Raw genomic sequence first — 19,117 nt, forward strand, 5'->3', positions numbered from 1 at the left:
CGGTTACGCGGTGCCGTAGACGTCCTCGCGGACCCAGTCGTACCCCTTGTCCTCGAGCTTCTCGGCGAGCTCTGGCCCGCCGCTTTTGGCGATCTGGCCGTCGAGCATCACGTGGACGTGATCGGGCTCGACGTAGTCGAGGATACGCTGGTAGTGGGTGATCTGGAGAACGCCGGTGCCCTGCTCGTCGCGCAAGGCGTTGATGCCGGCGGAGACGTCCTGCAGCCGGTCGATGTCGAGCCCGGAGTCGATCTCGTCTAAGACGGCGACCGATGGCTCGAGGATGGCGGCTTGCAGCACTTCGTTCTGCTTTTTCTCCCCGCCGGAGAAGCCGGCGTTGAGATAGCGCTGGGCGAACTTCTCGTCCATGTCCAGTTGCTCCATCTTCTCCTGGAGAATCTCCTGGAACTCGGCGACGCCGACTTCGCCCTCGTCCGCGGGGCCTTCCATCGGCGAGGTCTCGAAGCCTTCGTCCTCCTCGTCGTCTTCGCCGTCTTCGCCCTCGAAGAGCTCCTCGCGCTCTTCGATCTTGGCGTTGAGCGCCGTCCGCAGGAAGTTGGTCATCGTGACGCCCTCGATCTCGGCAGGATACTGGAAGCCGAGGAAAATGCCGAGCGCGGCACGCTCGTTGGGCTCGAGGTCGAGCAGGTCCCAGGTGCGCTGGTCCTCGTCGATCTCGATGTCCTCGCCGAACTCCTCGTCTTCGAGGTGTAGCAGCACCTCACCGTCAGTGACCTCGTAGGCAGGGTGGCCGGCAATGACCTTCGCAGTCGTCGACTTCCCGGAGCCGTTCGGCCCCATCAGGGCGTGGATCTCGCCGGACTCGACTTCGAGATCGACGCCCTCGAGAATTTTCTCGTCGCCCTCCGCTACTTCCGCGTGCAGGTTGCGTAGTTCGAGACGTGCCATAGTATTCTGTCGTCTAATGAATGGGCCGTATGACCCATAACGGTTTCGTATCCAATTGGATACAATCTCGTATTAGCAAAATAAGTTCCCCATTCGGAAATTACGGTTCGGTTTGTCCGTGAACGACCGGCATACGAACCAATCGCCGCGATGACGGCCACTGAGACGCGAGCGACGAATATACGCCAGTTCACGGGGCCCGAATCGGTACCGCCGGCCGTCTCACATGAACGAATCGAGCCCTTTCTGTTCCTGGCCGCTTTTCACTTCCTCCCACGAGACACCCAGTGCCTCGAGAATTCGCTCGATCGGCCCCTGAAGTGTCTTCTCGAGCATCGTGTCGTAGTCGACCTTGAAGGCGTCCGGAATCTGATCTTCGTACTCGAAACAGATCACATCGGGATCGCGTTTAAACGCCCCGTAGAGTGGGTCAGTTCGGGCGTCGAATCCTTCGTCGTCTTCGAGGCGCTCGAAAAACGATGGATCGACGCGCTCGAGGTAGAGTCGCTTCGGCTTGCTCCCGCGCTGGAAGTTGGTCCCCAACAGGAGGTTGGCGTACTTCGCGCCGCGGACCTGTGCCGTGTCGGTGTCGTAGTTGTCGAGTCGCTTGCCGATCCCGCCGGGGATCGCGATCTCCTCGAGTGAGACGTCGCCGGCGAGCACGTCCTCGATGACGCCGTTGACGTACTCTTTTGCGCCCTCGACATCACCTTCTCTGACGATCATCTCGATGACCTCGTGTTGTACTTCTTTGGTGATCGGCGCGATATCCGAGCGCTGGTACTCGAAGCCGACGATGTCGATGTCGTCGACGTCTTTGCCTTCCTTCCAGGTGATGTGGCCCGCATAGCGTTTCTTTTTGCCCGCCTGGAAGAACCGCCGGTAGAGTTTTTCGAACTCGATCTGGAAGCGGTGCTGTTCGGCGTTTAGCTCCTCGCTCGCGAAGTCGTCGTACCGGCCGTTGATGTACTCCTCGATCTCGAAGGACTGCTCGAGCGCGTCGTCTTTGGGAACGTCGGGGCCGAGCTCGAGCATGACGCTGTCGGTGTCCCCATACGTAACTTGATAGTCCAGTTCGTTTGCCGCTTCGTCCGTGAATTCGATCACGTCACGGCCAGTTGCCGTGATCGCGGCTGCGGCCTCTTTGTCATAGAGTCTGAATTTGTCCCAGCCGGAGACACCATACAACGATTGACCGACGAACTGGAATGTCCCGTTTCGGCCTGCAAGCAACGTGTGATTGTCTTCGACGGTGACACAGTACACGCCGTTTTCGGCGGTACTGCGGGACGAACTTCGATGCATTCGAAGCGTATTCTTCGAACCTTCGGTCACGTAGATCCGCCACGAGCCACTATCACGATTGTAGTTGGCCGTCAGCCCGAGATGGGTACAGAGCCGAAGGACATCGTCTCGGAGGGCATCGCTCGAAGTAGAGTACCGCCACGAGTTCACCTGGCGGTCTCCGTCACCGTCGATGAGAACCTCGAGGAACCGTCGTTTCTGTCGGCTGCTACAGTCGAAGACGAACTCGGGGATTTGCTTCTCGAAGCTGCCGTCACCGCAGCGCGATGTCAACAGATCCCCAAGGAGTTTCGACGTGACCGTGTAGCATCGGTCGTCGACGTAATAGTCGAAACCCATGTCATCGAGTAACTCACCGATCGTCGCGTGCTGATCGACACCGCCATCAGCGACCGGCAGTTTGTCCTGTGCCAGATTTACTGTCGTTGCAGATCCACGGAATTTCTCGCCGAACTGCTTATCGTTGGACGTGTAGACGCTTCCTTCCGTGACGAACCACGCGAGTAGATCGAGGAAGTCGTCTCCGTCGTACGTCCGTGGTACCCACTTCCGCCCGGATTCGCGGTGAACGAAACTCGTCTCACAGACCGACTCGATGTACTCGCGATGGTTTTCGAACTCCTCGGCAGTGAACACGTAGCCCGTTTGTCCGATGTCGGCTTTCGGCACACGACGTGGCGTCCAGCCTAGTTCCGCGGTGAACGTATGACCGTGAACGGACGGTCTGACCCACACTTCGTAGTCACCGTCGATCAGTTCTGTGAGGTCGACCTCCGTTAGTTCCTCTCCATCGGGCCCGTCCCAGTCGTGTGGAAGTTCGTAGTTCGTCGCCCGATCGAGATCGCCGGCCTCGACGAACTTGTATTCGTCTTCGGTGATCCCGTTCGCCTCGTTCTTGCGGACGAGCATGCGGTGATTCGGCGTCACGCGGAAGTCGATCTTGCTCGTCTCGATATCGATCAGATCGCCGTCGTAGTCGGGATAGGCGTGCGTTTCGACGACGGGCTTGATCTCCAGTTTTTCCGTCTCTGGATCGAGCGAATACACCTCGTCGCCGATCTCGAGGTCAGTAATATCACGGACACCGTCTGGAGTTAGTACCTCCGTATCCGGTGTAAAGCAGTTCATGATAACCTTCACTGCACCCTGTTGGCGGTCGTACTGCTCGTACTCGGGTGTCCCGGGTTCGTGTTCGTTCCGGAGCGCCTTCTTCTCCTCGCGCTCGTCGAGCAGTTCCGTGATCATCTCGCGGTTGACGCCGTCCGGTTCCTTCCGGAAGTGGGTGCCCGTGGGCGCTTCGTAGGTCTCGCCGTCGTACTCGTCGGGATCGACCCTCGTCTCCGGGCTGGCGTTGATCGTCGTCATACACATCGGGTACAGCGATTTGAGGTCGAGCACGGTGACGTTCTCTTTGACGCCCGTAATCGGCTCGAACACTGCACCGCCCTCGTACTCCTCGCCGGCCTCCTGTTGCCCTTTCGAGGGCAGTGCAAAGCGGCCGTGGGCCTCGTGGAGGACGTACATGTCGACCGCGTCGCCGGGGGTGGGGGCGTCCTCGAGTTTACAGCCGACGAACGATCGCACCTCGTCCCAGAAGGGGATGATCTCCTGCTGGCGGTCGAGTTCGACACAGAGTTCGACGTCCCGGAGGTTGTACTCGAGCAGCCGAGTCGGGTCGTCCTCCCAGAGGTCACCGATGTCGCCGGCGTAGCGTTCCTTGCCGACGCCGAGTTCGACTTCACCGACGGCGTCGAGCCGATAGGAGTCGAGTTCGGAGAAGACCATCCGCTGGTAGCCATAGAGCAGGTCGAAGACGATCCGGCCTTTGATATCGGGGCCGCCCCAGTTGCTGCGCCAGACCTCGTCGACCCGGGAGAGGCGGTCGATCGAGAGATCGTAATCGTGGTGGGGGCCGTCGAGTTCCTCGAGCCGGTCGAGGAAATAGGGCGCGTCGAAATCTTCGAAGTTCCACCCGGTCAGGAGGTCCGGATCGGTGGCTTCGATGTACTCGATAAAGGCCTCGAGCATCGCTTCTTCTTTCTCGAAGCTCCGCACTTCGTGGTCGATCGCGCCCTCGATCGGGTCGTAGTCGTCGATCTCGTCGGGAATCGGTCCGTCGCCGATCGGGGCTTCGTAGAGCCACATAATGTACTCGTCACGATAGGAGTCGTGGCTGGTGAGACAGACGATCGGTTCTTCACCGTCCTCGGGAAAGCCCGAGCGATCGTCGACCTCGATGTCGAAGGTATTGACGCGCGGGTTGGCGTCGACGTCCGCGGCCTCGACCTCGTCGTGGGGAACGACAAGCGAGCCGTCGTCGGCACGCCGTTCGGGTACCCGAACCCCGCTGCGGATGTCCTTGTCGATCAGGAATCGGTTCGGAAAGAGAATGTCGGCTTCGTAGTGCTCGAAATCGTCACGGACCTGCCCGACGTCCCGTGGCGTCTGGCCGAAGATTTTGGTGAGTTTCTCGCCACGGATACTCTCGTAGGGCTCGCCGTCGTGATCGTACTCCCGACTCCCAGTCAGCCGGTCGTACTGTTCTTCGGGTGGCCGCTCGAGCGTCTCCGTCGGTGCATAGAAGTACGGCTTGAAGCCGACCACCTGAACGTGCTCTAAGTTGCCATCGGGCGTGCGCCCGAAGACGTGCATGATCGGTCGTTCCTCGTCGCCGTAGCCGGCGATGGTATAATCGACCTGCATCACTGCGAGTTCGAGTTCGCCCTCGGGTTCGGGGAGGGTCTCCTCGAGGACGTCGATCACCTCCGTGGCGTCGGTCCCGCCGTTGCCGGCGACGGCGACCGCCTCTTCTGCCGGCCGGTCGTCAGCGTCGCCGGACTCGCCGCCGAAATCCGTGAGTCCGGTCTGGCCCGCCTCAGTCATAGTGCTGGGATTGGCAGGCGGCGGGTAAAAACCCCCAGATTCACCGCTCGCCGAGACCGTCTTCGGAGCCAGATTCGAGGGTCGGGACGCGACGTGGGCGGCGAGGAGCCCGTCGCTGACAAGCCTTGCAGCAGCAAGAAGACATTTAACGTGGTAACACATAGCATATAATCGGGTACTGGATATGTCTTCCCATCTAAACGACGACCCGGCAGATCGGAGCGAGCTGAGTAGCATCCCCGAAGGCACTGCGACGATCGAATCCTACGAGACCGACGACGGCGTCGTCTTCTACGACGCGGAGAACCCCCTCGCGTGGGTAGAAACCTCCCGGACGCTCACGCTCGAGGACCTGGCCTGAGACGGATTATTGCCACTGTTTACCGGTGCACCCGAAGGACGGTCGCGGGTGCACCGGCAATGACTGACAGTAAACCGTATGAGACGGACTGCGGACCCAGTCTCCGCACAACTGCGACCGACGTGTCCGTCGGGACGCAGTTTCGACCGATTCGCTGAAACCGATCGCGAAGCGAACGCTTTTCCGCCCGCTTATCATCGATTTCGGTGTGGTATTCGACCGGACCGAGAACGAACCCGAGGAGTGGGATCCCGAGGAGGAGTTCTACGACCCCGACAGCGACGGGTTGACGATTCCGCAGGTGACGACCGACGACGACTCGGATGCCGACGCCGAGTCCACGGCTGCGATCGATATACCGAACGTGTCCACCGACGAGACCGACGTTCCAAGCGACGTCCTGGAGGCGTTCTGGGCGCTGGTGTTGGTCGTCAACGCTGCCCTCTTCGTCGTCTCGCTCGGAGCCTTACTGCTCGTGTTTGAAGGCGACGTGACTCGCGGCGGTGCCCTCGTCGCGGCCGGCACCGTCCTGTTCGGGCTCGCCGGGCGACGATACCGTGCGTTTCGCGCCGACAGCGACGGTGGTGCAGCCGATGACCCCACTGACGAGGGTCGGTCCGCGGACGATGCAATCGAAACGGCTTCGGGGGACGGTGTCCAACAACAGTCACCAACCCGATCCGATCGCAAATGAATACCGTCAAGGACGACACCGGAAAACGATACCTGCTTCTCAAACACTCCGACAGCGCGAGTCTCGTTCGCGACCCCGAAACCGGCAACGAGTGCTACGTCCAGAACGACCGCTTAGAGCGCGTTGACGGAGACTCACCCCTCGAGACGGCCGCTCGCAGCGTCGGCGATCCCGTGTTGACGCTGCTCACGACCGTTCACGACGAGGAAACGCTCGGGCTGTTGATCGAACTCGCCGACAGCGGACCGCTCGGCGTTCGCACACTGTTCGATGCCTACGACTTGTGCGAGAGTGACCTGCACGGCCGGCTGACAGTCCTCACAGCGGCTGGACTGCTCGAGGAAACCGAGACCGCCGGCGAACGCGGCTATCAGGTTACGGATACCTGTGAGACGGCACTCGAGGCAGTTCGACCAGCAGTTGCATCGACGGACGAAAACACGGGTTCTGACTGATACGGACTCCTGGAAGTCAGCTCCGGCGCACCCGCGACCAGTCATGCGGGTGCGCCGGTACATCGGTCCAGCAGACCGTATGACGCGACGAGACGATCACGCCTCCACCTTCTCAGTCCGACGCGAGTAGGTCCACCTCTGGTGGCTCGCCCCGCTCGAGTCGCGAGCGGTTCGACGTGGCGTCTTTTTCGACACGGACGAGCGAATCGGCCGCCCCGACGAGTTCGTGATCGTGGCTGACGACGACGATCTGCTCGACACCGAAATCGTTGCGCATCGATTCGATCAGCGAGACGAGTTGTGTGACGTGACCTGAATCGAGGAAAACTGTCGGCTCGTCGAGGATCAGCGGCGGCATCGGCGCGGTTCCGTCGACGCCTTCGGCTAGCAGCCGGTAGATCGCACACCGCAGGCTGAGATTAAAGAGTGCCCGCTCACCACCCGAAAGCTGTTCTGGCTCGAGAGCTTCGCCGTCTTTCTGATAGACCGTCAGTCGGTAGTCGCCGTCGAGGTCGATCGCCGCGTAGGAGTCGTTCTGATAGATCAGGTCGAACGTCTCGTTGAGCAGCCGTTCCAAGGTCTCGACGTTGCGCTGGCGCAACTCTGCCCGCAACTCCCCGTAGGTCGTCTGGAGCGTCTCGGCTTCGCCATACAGCGACTCGAGGTGCTCACATTGTGCCTCGACGCGGTCGAGACGCTCACGGAGCCGCTCGAGTTCCTCGAGTTTCTCCTCGACACCGCCGATCTTCCCCTGTACCTCGGCACGGTCGGCTTCGAGGGCTTCGAGTTTCTCCTCGACCTGCTCGATGTACTGCTCGGCGGTTTGCTTGTCCTCGCGGGCGGTTTCGACCCGCTCGTCGTCGAACTCGGACTCGAGGTCGCGCTTGCGCTCGCGCTTTGCCGACAGCGTTTCGCGGCGCTCGTCGTTCATTTCTTCCCAGTCCGCGATGCGCTCGCGAAGTTGGTCAATTTCGCGCTCGAGGGAAGCCCGCTCGTCGGCGATCTCGGCGATCCGCTCGAGGGTCTGCAGCGTCTCTTTGATCTCCCCGCGCTCGGTATTGATCTCGCCGAGGGCGGCCCGCGCGTCGTCAACTTCGGCTTCGCGTTCGTCGGCTGCGGCCCGCTTCGCGTCGGCCTCGGACTCGTACTCGTCAGCATCTGCTCGCAACTGATCGCGCTGGTCGCGCCGGTCCGCGATGGCCTCGCGTTTCTCGGCGAGCAACTGTTCGACGTTCTGGCGGTTGTCCTCGAGCCGGTCGACTCGCTGCTCGGCCTCGAGCAACGCCTCGGCGCGGTCGATCCGGTCATCTAGCTCGGTGCGTTCGGCTTCGAGTTCCTCGCGTTCGGCCACTAACTCGTCACGCTCCGCGCGACGCTCGTCCAGCACGTCGACGTGTGGCGAGTCCTCGACCGGCTGGCCACACTCCGGACATTTTCCTTCCTCGAGCAGCCGTTCGCCCTCCTCGATCGCGTTCTTGGCGGCCCGGATGTCCGCGGTGACGTCGTTGAGTTCCGCCGTCAGCTCCTCGCGGTCGGCTTCGAGGGATTCGAGGTACGATTCGGCCGCGCCGAAGTCGACGGGTGCGTCGTCGAACGATGCCCGCGCGTCCGCGATCTCTGCCTCGAGCTCCTCGAGTTTCGACTCACGCTCGGCGATCGTCTCCTCGTCGTCCTCGATTCGCGCTGTGAGGTCGTCGGCTTCGTCTCGGGCGGCTTCGGCCTGCGCCTCGAGGTCGTCGGCCTCCGTGCGTAGTCGTTCGATCTCTTCGGTGCCGGTTTCGATCGTCACCGTGACGTCCTGTAACTCGTCGGCAAGTTCCTCGTCGCGGGCCTCGAGTTCCTCGATTCGGGCCTGAATCGTTTCCTCATCGGGGTCGGCAGTCTCGAGGCCGACCGTCTCGAGCAGTCCGGTCCGCTCGTCGGCGAGCTCCTCACGTTGCGCTCTGATCTCGCTGATCTCGTCGCTTGCATCCTTGCGCTCCCGTTCGGTGGCTTCGATTTTCGACTGAAGCGCCGCGATTTCGTCCTCGAGTGTGTCGATCTCTGCGCGAGTTTCCTCGTGGCGCTCGAGGACCTTTTGGGCAGTTTCGAGGGTCTTCCGGGCTTGCTCGCGCTGTGTTTCGTAGTGGTCGATCTCCTCGGTGAGCTCGGCGCGGCGGGACTTGAGGTCGTTGAGTTGCGCGTGGAGGTCCTGTGCTTCCTTTTGTTCGACCTGCTGCTGGAGGTCTTCGAGTACCTCGCGCTGGCCGTCGAGCACCGTTTTGACGCCGAGTCGGGCGTCGCTGGCGCGTTCGCGGTAGTCCTCGAGCGCGCCAAGCTGGAGGAGGTCGTCGATCATGTCCTGGCGGTCGCTCGGCGAGGCGTGGATGAGCTTGTTGACCTCGCCCTGACGGACGTACGCGCAGTTGACGAACGCCTCGGCGTCCATCCGCAGGAGCTCGGTCACTTCGCGGCGCACGTCGCGGGCTCCCTCGATCGTCTCGGTCGGCGTCTCGAGGACGCATTTCGTCGTGGTCGCGCGATCACCGCGCAGTTTGAGCCGGCGCTCGACGTGGTACTCGCGGCCGTCGTGAGTAAACCACAGTTCGACCTCGCTTTCGTCTTCGCCGGTCGTGATGACGTCGTCTAACGTGCGATCATCGAGGGCCTTCGAGCCGTAGAGCGCAAAGAAGACGCCCTCGAGCAGCGTCGATTTCCCACTGCCGTTGACGCCGTGGACGACGGTGACGCCGCGCTCGAGGGCGAGATCGGCGTCACCGTAGCACTTGAAGTTCAGCAGGCGAACGCGGTCGACTCTCATGCGAAATCACCCAGGGAGGCGGTGTCGGCGTCGGCAGGGTCGTCAGCCTCGCCGTCGTCGTCGGTCGCACGGTCGGCAGCCGTCTCGGTGCGGTCGCCTGAGTCGGCTGCCGCCTCGGTGCGGTCGCCTGCATCGGAAGCGGTGGTGTCGGTCGAATCGACTGGGGAATCGGATTCGTCGGCGAGGTGGTCGGCGACCGTCGTTACGTCCTCGTCGCCCAGCTCGCGTTCCGGCGCGGGCTCGAAGGCCGATCGGTCATCATCGAGTAACTCGCGAACCCGTCGCTCGACGGTCTCGCGGACGTTCGAATCGGCGAGATCGCCGCTCCGGACGGTCTCGTCGATCTCGAGGGCGGCGTCGCTGAGCCCCAGTTCGCGGACTCGCTCCCGGACGGCGTCGTCCGGATTGGCGAAGCTGACCGACACCTCGTCGTCCTCGTCGGGAAGTTCTCGGCGGTCGTTGACGCGAGCGACGAGCGCCCCGCGGTCGATCGCGAGTTCTTCGATCGCAGCGGGCGTGATCGGGCGGCCTTCGCCCTCGACCGTGACGATGACGACGGTGTCGACGAGGTCGTGCTGGCGGACGCGCTCCTGGACGCGATCGATGCCCTCGCCCTCGGCGAGTTCGACGTCGACGAAAACGAACTCGCGGGTGTCGGTGAGCCCGCGGCGGCTGATCGCGATCGACTCGTCGAACTCGACGATGTTGTAGCCACGATCCTCGCGTTCGCTGGCACTTGCCCGTTCGGTCGAGCCACAGTAGGTGACCCAGGTGTTACGTACCTCTGCGGTGTCCGGTGTGTGGTTGTCACCCAGCAGGACAGCATCGAAATCAACCGTCGACTGCTCGAGGACGGTCTCGGTGTTCCAGTCTGCGTGGGCGAAGGGTTCGAAGAGGCCGTGGCTCACGAGAGCGGTGTGGTCGGCCGTCTCGGGAACCGGCTCGAACGCGTACTCGAGGTCGTCACGGCGCGATCGAGGGACGAAGTCAAGGCCGTAGAAGGCAGCGTCACCGACGACGACCGGGTCGGCACCGAGTCTCGTCGCCAGCCCGAGATCCGCAAAGAGATCGAGCCACTGGGCGTCGCGTTTCGACTCGTGGTTGCCGACGACGGCGAGAAAGGGGATGTCGGCGTCGGAGAGCGTCCGGAGCACGTCGATCGTTCCCTGCAGATCGACCAGACTCGGCCGGCGGTCGTGAAAGAGGTCGCCGGCGTGGACCACCGCGTCGACGTCGTCGGCAACGGCGTCCTCGACGACCGATCGGAACGCCTCGAGGAAGTCCCGTCGTCGCTCGGGCGAGTTGTACTGCTGGTACCCGATGTGGGTATCGCCCGTGTGGATAACCCGCGTCATTGGCCAGTGGTTGGCCAGCCTGCACTAAAGGGGTTCCGTGACCGGAGTGAAAGTAAAGCTGGACCGTCAGCCGAAATGAGACGTCTCGCCGTCGGTCTCGGCCGGCACGAACCGCGAGGCGATCCAGCCGATCACGGCGGTGATACCTGCGGGAATCGCAACGAGAAGCAACAATCCAAAGAAGGCACCAACGGGTCCCCCTGACCCGCCGTCGACGGTGACGCCGGGCCCGAACGCGATCAGGGGAACTGACACCAAGACGAGAGAGACGGCATAGCAGGTCTTCGCGATCGCCTCCTGGACGGTCCGACAGCGGACGAGATAGCCGGTCGCACCGAGCCACACGACGGGACCGAGAAAAAGGACCCAGCCGCTCTCGGTGACGATCAACAACACGAGGGTTTCGACGACACCGACGACGAGTCCACCAGCGATGCCGACGAGGGCAGTAAGCGCGTTGTCAATGAAGCCGTCCGGATCCAGCAGTCGCTCCGAGTCGTCGTCAGCGAACGCATCAGTCTCTCCGCGAGTAGCAAACGAGTCGGCATCCGTATCGGCAGCGGACCGACGCTCGGTCGCGTGGTCGGCGGTCGTCGGCTCCGTGGGGAGATCTTCCCAACAGTGCATGCAGTACGTCGCCGTCTGCCCGACGGGTTCCCCACACTCCGGACAGTGCGGATCGAGGGACCCCTCACTCATCGCTACGCTCCGGTCGAACGAGTCTCGTGGCAGTCGCGGTCATCGGTCGATCATTTCCGGAGAGAGGACACTCCTCACTATTAATATGTTCGTGCGACAAGCGGCGGAGAAGACGCGTTCGGCGCGCGAAGCGGTCCCAAGAGAAACGTCGGTGATCTCGCGTCAACGAGCAACGGCGACGAACTCGAGAGGCCGATCAGGCGTCGATGTCGAGACTGTAGAGACGCTTGCGTGCGTCCGAGAACGAAAAGCGCGAATCGACGACGTTCTTCTCGTCGAGTCGGTTGAGCGCGTACCGAACCGTCCGGGACGGCAGCAGCGTCTCGTCGGCGATCTGTTGTTGGGTCATCGTGTCGTTGTATTCGAGAACTTTCGCGACGAGTTTCGCGCTCGGCGGTAGCTCGCGGACGTCGTCCCACGTTCCCCGCTCGCTGGTCTCCTGTTGGAGGGGCTCTGAAGCACTCATCTTACTCCACCATTCCGAATACGGGGTAATAATATTTTCTATTCCATATAATGCTCAGTAGTAATACGACGTAGTTAAGTGAACCTACCCGAAGCCTCTTAAGAACCAACACCCAAAGGACGGGTGATGAGCGACACTGTGGACGACGTCGACCTCCCATATGATGAGGACGAGGCGTCCCAACAGGAGAAAATCCAGGCGCTCGAGGAACGGCTGGAGATCCTCGAGGCGCAAAACGAGGAGATGCGCGACAAACTCCTCGATGCCAACGCCGAGAACAACAAGTACCAGCAGAAACTCGAGCGGCTCACGCACGAGAACAAGAAACTCAAGCAGTCCCCGCTGTTCGTCGCCACCGTCCAGGAGATCACGGACGAAGGCGTCATCATCAAACAACACGGGAACAACCAGGAGGCGCTGACCGAAGTTACTGACGAGATGCGCACCGATCTCGAGCCCGACGCTCGAGTAGCGGTCAACAACTCGCTGTCTATCGTCAAGCCACTCTCGAGTGAGACCGACGTTCGCGCTCGCGTGATGGAAGTCACCGAGAGCCCGGATGTCAGCTACGAGGACATCGGCGGACTCGAAGAGCAGATGCAAGAGGTCCGCGAGACCGTCGAGATGCCCTTAGAGAAACCCGAGATGTTCGACGACGTCGGGATCGACCCGCCAAGCGGGGTCTTGCTCTACGGGCCGCCAGGGACCGGGAAGACGATGCTCGCCAAAGCCGTGGCCAACCAGACCGACGCCACCTTCATCAAGATGGCTGGCTCGGAGCTGGTCCACAAGTTCATCGGTGAGGGTGCCAAGCTCGTCCGCGACCTCTTCGATGTCGCCCGCGAGCACGAGCCCGCCGTCATCTTCATCGACGAGATCGACGCGATCGCCGCCAAACGGACGGAATCCAAGACCTCCGGCGACGCCGAGGTCCAGCGGACGATGATGCAACTGCTCTCCGAGATGGACGGCTTCGAGGAGCGTGGCGAGATCCGCATCATTGCCGCCACCAACCGCTTCGACATGCTCGATCGAGCCATCCTCCGTCCCGGCCGCTTCGACCGCCTCATCGAAGTGCCAAAGCCCAACCAGGAGGGTCGCGAGATCATCTTCGAGATCCACACGCGCGGGATGAACGTCGCCGACGACGTTGACTTCGCCGAACTGGCTGAAGAGGCCGAGGAAGCCTCCGGTGCTGACATCAAGGCCGTCTGTACCGAAGCCGGCATGTTCGCCATCCGTGACGACCGCACCGAGATCCGGATGGAGGACTTCCGCAGCGCCTGGGACAAGGTCCAAGCCGAATCCGAGGATACCGAGGACGTCTCGAAGACCTTCGCCTGACGCTCTCGAGGTCGACGGCGATCTGTCTCTTCGTTTTCTCTCGACTCGAGTCGAGCAACGGCACTTGAAACGCCGAGAGTGCAGTCACGCTCCGATCGGCGAGTGGTCAGTAGCGAAAGTCGTAGCTACGCTCGAGGGAGTCGAAAATCGGTCGACAATGGGACGCGATGTCTAGACGAGTGCCGAGAAGACGAGCCACGGCACGACGAACATCGCCACAGTCAGCACTGCGAGAATCAGCACATACCCGATACCCATCCCCGCCGCGGTACGCCACGCTGGATGCTCGAAGTCGCTGAGATCGACTGCCATGTCACGTTCATCCGGTGACGTTCGCATAAGCGTACCGGAACGCTGGCTCGCGATGTAGCGTTTTCTGTGAGCCCAGTCGAGTCGCGGTAGCTGTTCTAAGCCTCGCCTTGACTAGTTTCGTCTTTCATACGGACTCCTGTCAGTCAGTTCCGGTACACCCGCAACCCGCACTGCGGGCCCACCGGTACATCGTGACAGCAGACCGTATCAGTGCACGCGATCCGCACCCTCCTATAGTAACAGCTGAAACGATTTACACACTGATCGCACAGCCGTTGTGCGATCAGGTGTGCAATGACTGTCAGTGGCTGCGATAGTTCAGAAGCGGTGACGACTATGTCGGCTGAATCCAGGCGAGTCGATCGCCCCGCTCGAACTCCTCGTCTTCCCCGATCGCGATTTCCGCGAGCGTGCCGGTGGCCGGTGCCGGCACGTCGACGCTTACCTTTTCGACTTGAAACTCGCAGATCGAGTCGCCTTCCTTGACGTGGCCGCCCTCTGCTGCGAACCAGTTGACGACGACGCCGACATCTTCGTCCGCGTCGTCGGGCCAGCGATCGCTCGTCTCGACGGCAACGCGGTCATCGGTCCCGCTCATTCGTCCCCTCGAACGGCGCGAACGGCAGCCGCGATGTCGTCCGTCCCTGGAACGACCTCGTCTTCCATCGGTCGCGCATACGGGATCGGCACGTCCGGGAGGGCGACCCGCTCGACGCCCTCGAGGTCGTCGAGTCCAGCCTCGGCCACGCTCGCGATGATCTCGCCGGTGACGCCGTAGGAGCGATAGTCCTCGTCGACGACGACCAGATGACCAGTCTTGGCCACCGAGTCGCGGATGGTCTCGGTGTCAAGAGGCACGAGCGTCCGGAGGTCGACGACCTCGACGTCGATATCGTCGGCGAGGTCTTCGGCGGCCTCGAGCGCCCGGTGGACGTGCAACCCGAGGGTGACGACGGTCACGTCTGCGCCCTCGCGTTTGACGTCGGCACTGCCGAACGGAATCGTATAGTCGTCCTCGGGAACGCCAGTCTTCGGGCCGTCAGGTGCCGGCAGCCAGCCGATCCCCATCAGCCGCTTGTGGAACATGTAGACGACTGGATCATCGTCGCGGATGGCGTTGTGCATCAGCCCCTTCGCGTCGTAGGCGGTCGAGGGCACGACCACCTTCATCCCCGGGAGGTGTGCGAACGTCCCGTAGAGCGTCTGGGAGTGCTGGGCGGCGTCGTTGTACGTTCCACCTACGGCAGCGGTAAGCACCATCGGAACAGTCACCGACCCGCCGCTCATGTAGGTATTTTTAGCCATCTGGTTGTAGATTTGGTCCATCGCGACGCCGAAGAAGTCGACGAACATGAGCTCCGCAATGGGGCGCATCCCCTCCTGAGCTGCACCGACGGCCGCGCCGAGGTACGCCGTCTCGCTGATCGGCACATCCATGATGCGGTCACGGCCGAATTCATCCAACAGGCCCTCGGTGCTGTCGAAGATCCCGCCGTAGTCAGCGACGTCTTCGCCCATGTAGAAGACCTCGTCGTTCGCGCGCATTTCGTGGGCGATCGCCTCGACCATCGCCCGACTCATCGTCAGCGACCGGCCGGTCTGCTGTCCGCTCGCGTCGTCTTTCTCTTGTTGTGCCATTAGTCATCACCCCCTGTGTCCGCGGCCGACGGTTCGCTGTCTGTCACGCCCGAGGGCGGATTCACGAACACGTCCTCGTAGGCGTCGTCCGGGTCTGGTTCGGGCTGGTCTTTCGCCCACTCGATCGCCTCTTCGACGCGATCATGGGCCCGCGACCGCAGATCGTCGATCGTCTCGTCGTCAACGCCATGGGCCCGAAGGTCCGCCTCGAGCCGCTCGATCGAATCCCGCTGCTCGGCGGCGTCTTTGTCCTCGTCCGGGCGATACGCTTCGGGATCACCCATGAAATGGCCCATGCGCCGGTGGACCTGTACCTCGAGCAGCGTCGGCCCGTTCCCGTCACGAGCGCGGCCGACGGCCTCTCTGGCGGCGTCGAAGACGGCAACGGCGTCGTCAGCGTCCACGCGAGCACCGGAGAGTCCGAACCCGTCGGCGCGTTGGGCTCCGTTCTCGACGTCAGTAACACGCTCTTTGGGCATGCTGATCGCCCAGTCGTTGTCTTCAACGACGAAGACGACGGGGAGGTTCTGGACGCTCGCGAGGTTGAGCGACTCCAAGAACGCTCCCTGATCGATCGCACCCTCGCCGAGGAACGCGACGGCGACGCTGTCGGTGTTGCGTTTTTTGGCGGCCAGGCCGGCACCGACTGCAGGCGGACAGCCCTCGGCGATGATGCCGCTACATGCGAAGTTGACAGCTGGATCGAACAGATGCATGTGACCGCCTTTCCCGCCGCTCAGCCCGCTTTCGCGCCCGAATATTTCGGCAGTCATTCGCTTCAGGTCGACGCCCTTCGCGATGGCGATGTGGTGGGGCCGGTGCGGTGCCGTAACCGTATCGTCGTCCCGGAGGTGCTGGCAGACGCCCGCGCCGGCGGCCTCGTGGCCCGCTGCGAGATGGAGTTCGCCTGGAATCGGACCGGCGGAGATATCGAACGCGGGCTGTTTGCCCTCCATGTACTCCTCCTGTAACCGTTCTTCGTACTGGCGCGCCGTCACCATGTTCTCATACATCTCTCGTAATTCGCTAACGGCAACCATGGTGTCCAGACACGTACCAGACCGGTCGACAAATATCTATGCAGTCCCCCCAGACGGTGTCCGGTCCGAACCACCGGGGAGGGGAACCGATCCAGCCATCGTGAGCGTGCGTTTCGGACCGTTTTTACCGGGTGACCCGCTACGGACACCCAATGACGAAAATCGTCGTGGTGGACAATCACGGACAGTTCACCCATCTCGAGCGCCGGGCGCTTCGCGACCTCGGCGTCGACACGGAACTGATCGACAACGACACGCCACCCGAGGAGGTCGATGCCGACGGCGTCGTCCTCTCCGGTGGCCCCGACATGGACCGCATCGGGAAGTCGGCCGAGTACCTCGAGGCGGACATGCCAGTGCTGGGTATCTGTCTGGGCATGCAACTGATCGCCGAGGAACTCGGCGGCACGGTCGGCGGCGGCGAGTACGGCGGGTACGCCGACGTGTCGGTCGACATCGTCGACGAAGCCGACCCCCTAACCGGCTCACTGCATCCCGAAACGCGCGTCTGGGCGAGCCACGCCGACGAGGTCAAAGAACTGCCCGAGGGGTTCGAACTGACTGCGAAAAGCGATGTCTGTGACGTCGAGGCGATGAGCGACACCGATCGGGACCTCTACGGTGTGCAGTGGCACCCCGAGGTTGCTCATACCGAGGAAGGTGACGAAATCTTCGAGAACTTCCTGTCGATCTGCGAATCGCAATAATCTCGCGGCCGAAGTTCCTCGTATCGATGGTATCAGACGGGCTCTATGCCATGCTATTACCTAATAGAAAAGATACTACTTAAACATCTACGTCGATGATCTATTGGATGATTGATCTTGCACACTCACGTCAAAGTTCCCTCCTTTGGGAACAGTGATATTTTCCACCCCTACGATTTCACCATCTTCGTCGGTCACAACCACGTTCACTGACATTCCACCACTGCTGTCGGCTTCTGTACCGTTCTGTATCTCCTCGGCCTCTGATTGTGTCAGGAAGGCATAGATCGGTTCCGTTCCTTCGATAAGCGTTACATCGCCACTTTCAGCGTTCACAAATGCGGTATAGATGATCCCAGAATTACTCTCGGCGACTACCTTGACGTGCCAATAGAGTGTCTCCCCATTCACGACGGGGACTGGTGCAATTGCTTTGGCGTTCGACAACTGATTTACCTCCGAGCGCCGTTCAGTGAAGTCCACAGCTTTCTGAGGACCGAGTTGTGATTCATTGTACTGTTGAACGGCTGCTTCCCCGGTCTGACCATCGATTGTCCAGATCTCATAGACACCGTTGCCGCTTCCTGTTGGCTCGGTTGCGATAAAGTACGTTAAGCCAGGTGAGTCACCCTCTGTTGGGACGGCGATCGGCCAATTGTTACCGTCTTCTGGAAGGTTAGCGATTTGGAGCACGTCTTCTTTCCAGAGCCACTTATTAAGCGCCCCATTGACGTATTGCATTGACTTTACTTTGAACATCGCAATGTCGTATGGGTAGAAATTTTGCCCCTGAAGAAGGCTCGACTCCTGCGCTTCTTCGGGAGACAGACTTTCGATTTCGCCACTTGGCGACATCACTTCGACTGACCCATGCTGGGGGGTCGCGTAGAACTGCGGAATAGGTCCCATTCTGAACTTCCATTTGTAGGTGGTTGTCGAGTGGGCGATGTACGATTTTCCGTTTGCTTTTGCATTGAACGTTGTATCCCAATTGTGTTTCTTGAACGGTGAGCTAAGGACACTCTGGTATCGGTATGAATCGAAAATATACTGACCGCGACCGTTCGAGAACGTGGTTTCTTCAATATTGACTTGCTTTTCTGTACCAGTTATATCCACGTACAGGGCACCTTTCTGCTGTCCTGACAACGCCACCATCGGGTTGTCGGGCTCAAGCCCGTAAGACCACGTGTACGATCCGTTTCGATATGTTATATCCGAAGAACTGAGTTTGTACTGCGGGTACTGCATTGAAGATTGTGCGTAATTGTCCGACACACTCCGCGGCAGCACCCTAACGTTCTCTTTTGAGCTGTTGGGGAGTGTCTCTAATTCCTTGGCATCACTCTGCATCTGATTCGCCATATCTGTGTGAGCATATGCTCCACCGGCTATCGGGCCGACAATCAAGCCGAGGAGCACAAATACGACGGCAGCAGTAACAAGCAATCTAAAGCTCTCTCGCTTTATTGCGACCACTGTGATCAGCAGCGACACAATCCCCCACTGAAGGATACTGGGATTGCCGAAAATTGTTGAGTAGAGCACGCCTTGAACCCTTGGAAGTGCGAGGATGGTAGCGACGAGCACAAGCAGACCGTAGAGCCCAATCTTCACGCGAGAACTGTTTATTTCGACGTCGTCTGAGGTACTCATAATTCTATCACCCATTCGTTCGGACCATCTGTCGCCGTCGGTCGAATGCTCGATCTCATTCTGTATATCATTTTGAATTCACTAAAGTCAGATATTTTATACCAAATATAAATATATGTCGCTATTGCCTAAGATAAAAATACTATCATAATCTAATAATAGACGAGGCCCTGGTGCATCTATGCTATAGGATCGTACGAATTGGACCGTCCAAACAAGAGAATCCTTCCTGCGCCAAAGACCGATATCCAGGATCCGGGGTAGTTTGCCTTGCAGATAAGTCCGACTACTCGCGCCAGTACGTCCATCAGCGTCCCCAGGTTTTAATCGCGGCGGAGTATGTAAACGGCCCTACACGCTGGCCGTATTATCTGCTCAACTTAGTCATTCTTTTGAATCATAGATCGATGCGCCGAATCCATGAGGCGAGAAATCACATCGGTGGTTTCATGAATTGTATGTAACGATATCTGGGTTTCTTGTGTGCTGGTAA

The 19,117-nt window shown here is 60.7% G+C and carries 16 protein-coding genes; 5 read left to right on the forward strand and 11 right to left on the reverse strand.

The features are described from left to right. Positions 1-3: 3 nt before the first annotated feature. Together BDK88_RS12965 and BDK88_RS12970 are read right to left on the reverse strand one after the other, a co-directional pair. Positions 4-909: an ABC transporter ATP-binding protein gene (locus tag BDK88_RS12965; protein ID WP_130500784.1), complete on the reverse strand. Its 906-nt coding sequence runs from the start codon at positions 907-909 to the stop codon at positions 4-6. Between the two features lie 222 nt (positions 910-1,131). After that, positions 1,132-5,097 (reverse strand): DNA polymerase domain-containing protein, encoded by a 3,966-nt coding sequence (locus tag BDK88_RS12970; RefSeq protein ID WP_130500785.1) that lies wholly within the window; start codon positions 5,095-5,097, stop codon positions 1,132-1,134. 184 nt (positions 5,098-5,281) lie between these two features. On the opposite strand from BDK88_RS12970, the gene BDK88_RS21220 reads away from it, so the two are divergent. From BDK88_RS21220 to BDK88_RS12980, 3 genes are all read left to right on the forward strand, one after another. Continuing rightward, positions 5,282-5,458 (forward strand): DUF7331 family protein, encoded by a 177-nt coding sequence (locus tag BDK88_RS21220; protein WP_165396964.1) that lies wholly within the window; start codon positions 5,282-5,284, stop codon positions 5,456-5,458. Between the two features lie 208 nt (positions 5,459-5,666). After that, positions 5,667-6,152, forward strand: coding sequence for a DUF7322 domain-containing protein (locus BDK88_RS12975; protein WP_130500786.1), 486 nt, complete (start codon positions 5,667-5,669; stop codon positions 6,150-6,152). Then, entirely contained in the window at positions 6,149-6,607 is a 459-nt protein-coding gene (locus tag BDK88_RS12980; RefSeq protein ID WP_130500787.1) for a DUF7346 family protein, read from the forward strand. The genes BDK88_RS12975 and BDK88_RS12980 overlap by 4 nt, the downstream gene beginning before the upstream one ends. Positions 6,608-6,719: 112 nt before the next feature. On the opposite strand, the gene rad50 is transcribed toward BDK88_RS12980, so the two are convergent. The 4 genes from rad50 to BDK88_RS13000 form a co-directional block, all read right to left on the reverse strand. Next, positions 6,720-9,407, reverse strand: coding sequence for a DNA double-strand break repair ATPase Rad50 (rad50, locus tag BDK88_RS12985; protein WP_130500788.1), 2,688 nt, complete (start codon positions 9,405-9,407; stop codon positions 6,720-6,722). Next, entirely contained in the window at positions 9,404-10,762 is a 1,359-nt protein-coding gene (gene mre11 / locus BDK88_RS12990) for a DNA double-strand break repair protein Mre11 (RefSeq protein ID WP_130500789.1), read from the reverse strand. The genes rad50 and mre11 overlap by 4 nt, the downstream gene beginning before the upstream one ends. Positions 10,763-10,828: 66 nt before the next feature. Beyond that, positions 10,829-11,461, reverse strand: a complete 633-nt coding sequence (locus BDK88_RS12995) for a zinc ribbon domain-containing protein (RefSeq protein WP_130500790.1) — start codon at positions 11,459-11,461, stop codon at positions 10,829-10,831. A gap of 196 nt (positions 11,462-11,657) precedes the next feature. Next, complete coding sequence (locus BDK88_RS13000; RefSeq protein ID WP_008009614.1) at positions 11,658-11,927, reverse strand: MarR family transcriptional regulator; 270 nt, start codon at positions 11,925-11,927, stop codon at positions 11,658-11,660. Positions 11,928-12,053: 126 nt separating this feature from the next. On the opposite strand from BDK88_RS13000, the gene pan1 reads away from it, so the two are divergent. Beyond that, positions 12,054-13,271, forward strand: a complete 1,218-nt coding sequence (pan1, locus tag BDK88_RS13005; protein ID WP_130500791.1) for a proteasome-activating nucleotidase Pan1 — start codon at positions 12,054-12,056, stop codon at positions 13,269-13,271. A gap of 171 nt (positions 13,272-13,442) precedes the next feature. On the opposite strand, the gene BDK88_RS21225 is transcribed toward pan1, so the two are convergent. The 4 genes from BDK88_RS21225 to BDK88_RS13020 all read right to left on the reverse strand — a co-directional run bounded on the left by BDK88_RS21225 (position 13,443) and on the right by BDK88_RS13020 (position 16,234). Further along, entirely contained in the window at positions 13,443-13,583 is a 141-nt protein-coding gene (locus tag BDK88_RS21225; RefSeq protein WP_165396965.1) for a hypothetical protein, read from the reverse strand. Between the two features lie 334 nt (positions 13,584-13,917). Continuing rightward, complete coding sequence (locus tag BDK88_RS13010) at positions 13,918-14,181, reverse strand: lipoyl domain-containing protein (protein ID WP_130500792.1); 264 nt, start codon at positions 14,179-14,181, stop codon at positions 13,918-13,920. Beyond that, positions 14,178-15,221, reverse strand: coding sequence for an alpha-ketoacid dehydrogenase subunit beta (locus BDK88_RS13015; RefSeq protein ID WP_130500793.1), 1,044 nt, complete (start codon positions 15,219-15,221; stop codon positions 14,178-14,180). The genes BDK88_RS13010 and BDK88_RS13015 overlap by 4 nt, the downstream gene beginning before the upstream one ends. Then, a complete protein-coding gene (locus BDK88_RS13020; RefSeq protein WP_130501050.1) occupies positions 15,221-16,234 on the reverse strand; it encodes a thiamine pyrophosphate-dependent dehydrogenase E1 component subunit alpha in 1,014 nt (337 codons plus the stop codon). The genes BDK88_RS13015 and BDK88_RS13020 overlap by 1 nt, the downstream gene beginning before the upstream one ends. A 179-nt stretch (positions 16,235-16,413) precedes the next feature. Between BDK88_RS13020 and BDK88_RS13025 the strand changes: the two genes are divergently transcribed. Continuing rightward, the gene (locus tag BDK88_RS13025; RefSeq protein WP_130500794.1) at positions 16,414-16,968 is read left to right on the forward strand and encodes a GMP synthase subunit A; all 555 of its coding nucleotides are present in this window, start codon (positions 16,414-16,416) and stop codon (positions 16,966-16,968) included. An 87-nt stretch (positions 16,969-17,055) separates the two neighbouring features. Here BDK88_RS13025 and BDK88_RS13030 read toward each other — a convergent pair whose 3' ends face one another. Further along, positions 17,056-18,624 carry a YybS family protein gene (locus BDK88_RS13030; protein WP_130500795.1) on the reverse strand — a complete coding sequence of 523 codons (1,569 nt, stop codon included), beginning with the start codon at positions 18,622-18,624 and terminating at the stop codon, positions 17,056-17,058. Positions 18,625-19,117: the final 493 nt, after the last annotated feature.

Origin of the sequence: Natrinema hispanicum, assembly GCF_004217335.1 — an archaeon.
Taxonomy (GTDB): domain Archaea; phylum Halobacteriota; class Halobacteria; order Halobacteriales; family Natrialbaceae; genus Natrinema; species Natrinema hispanicum.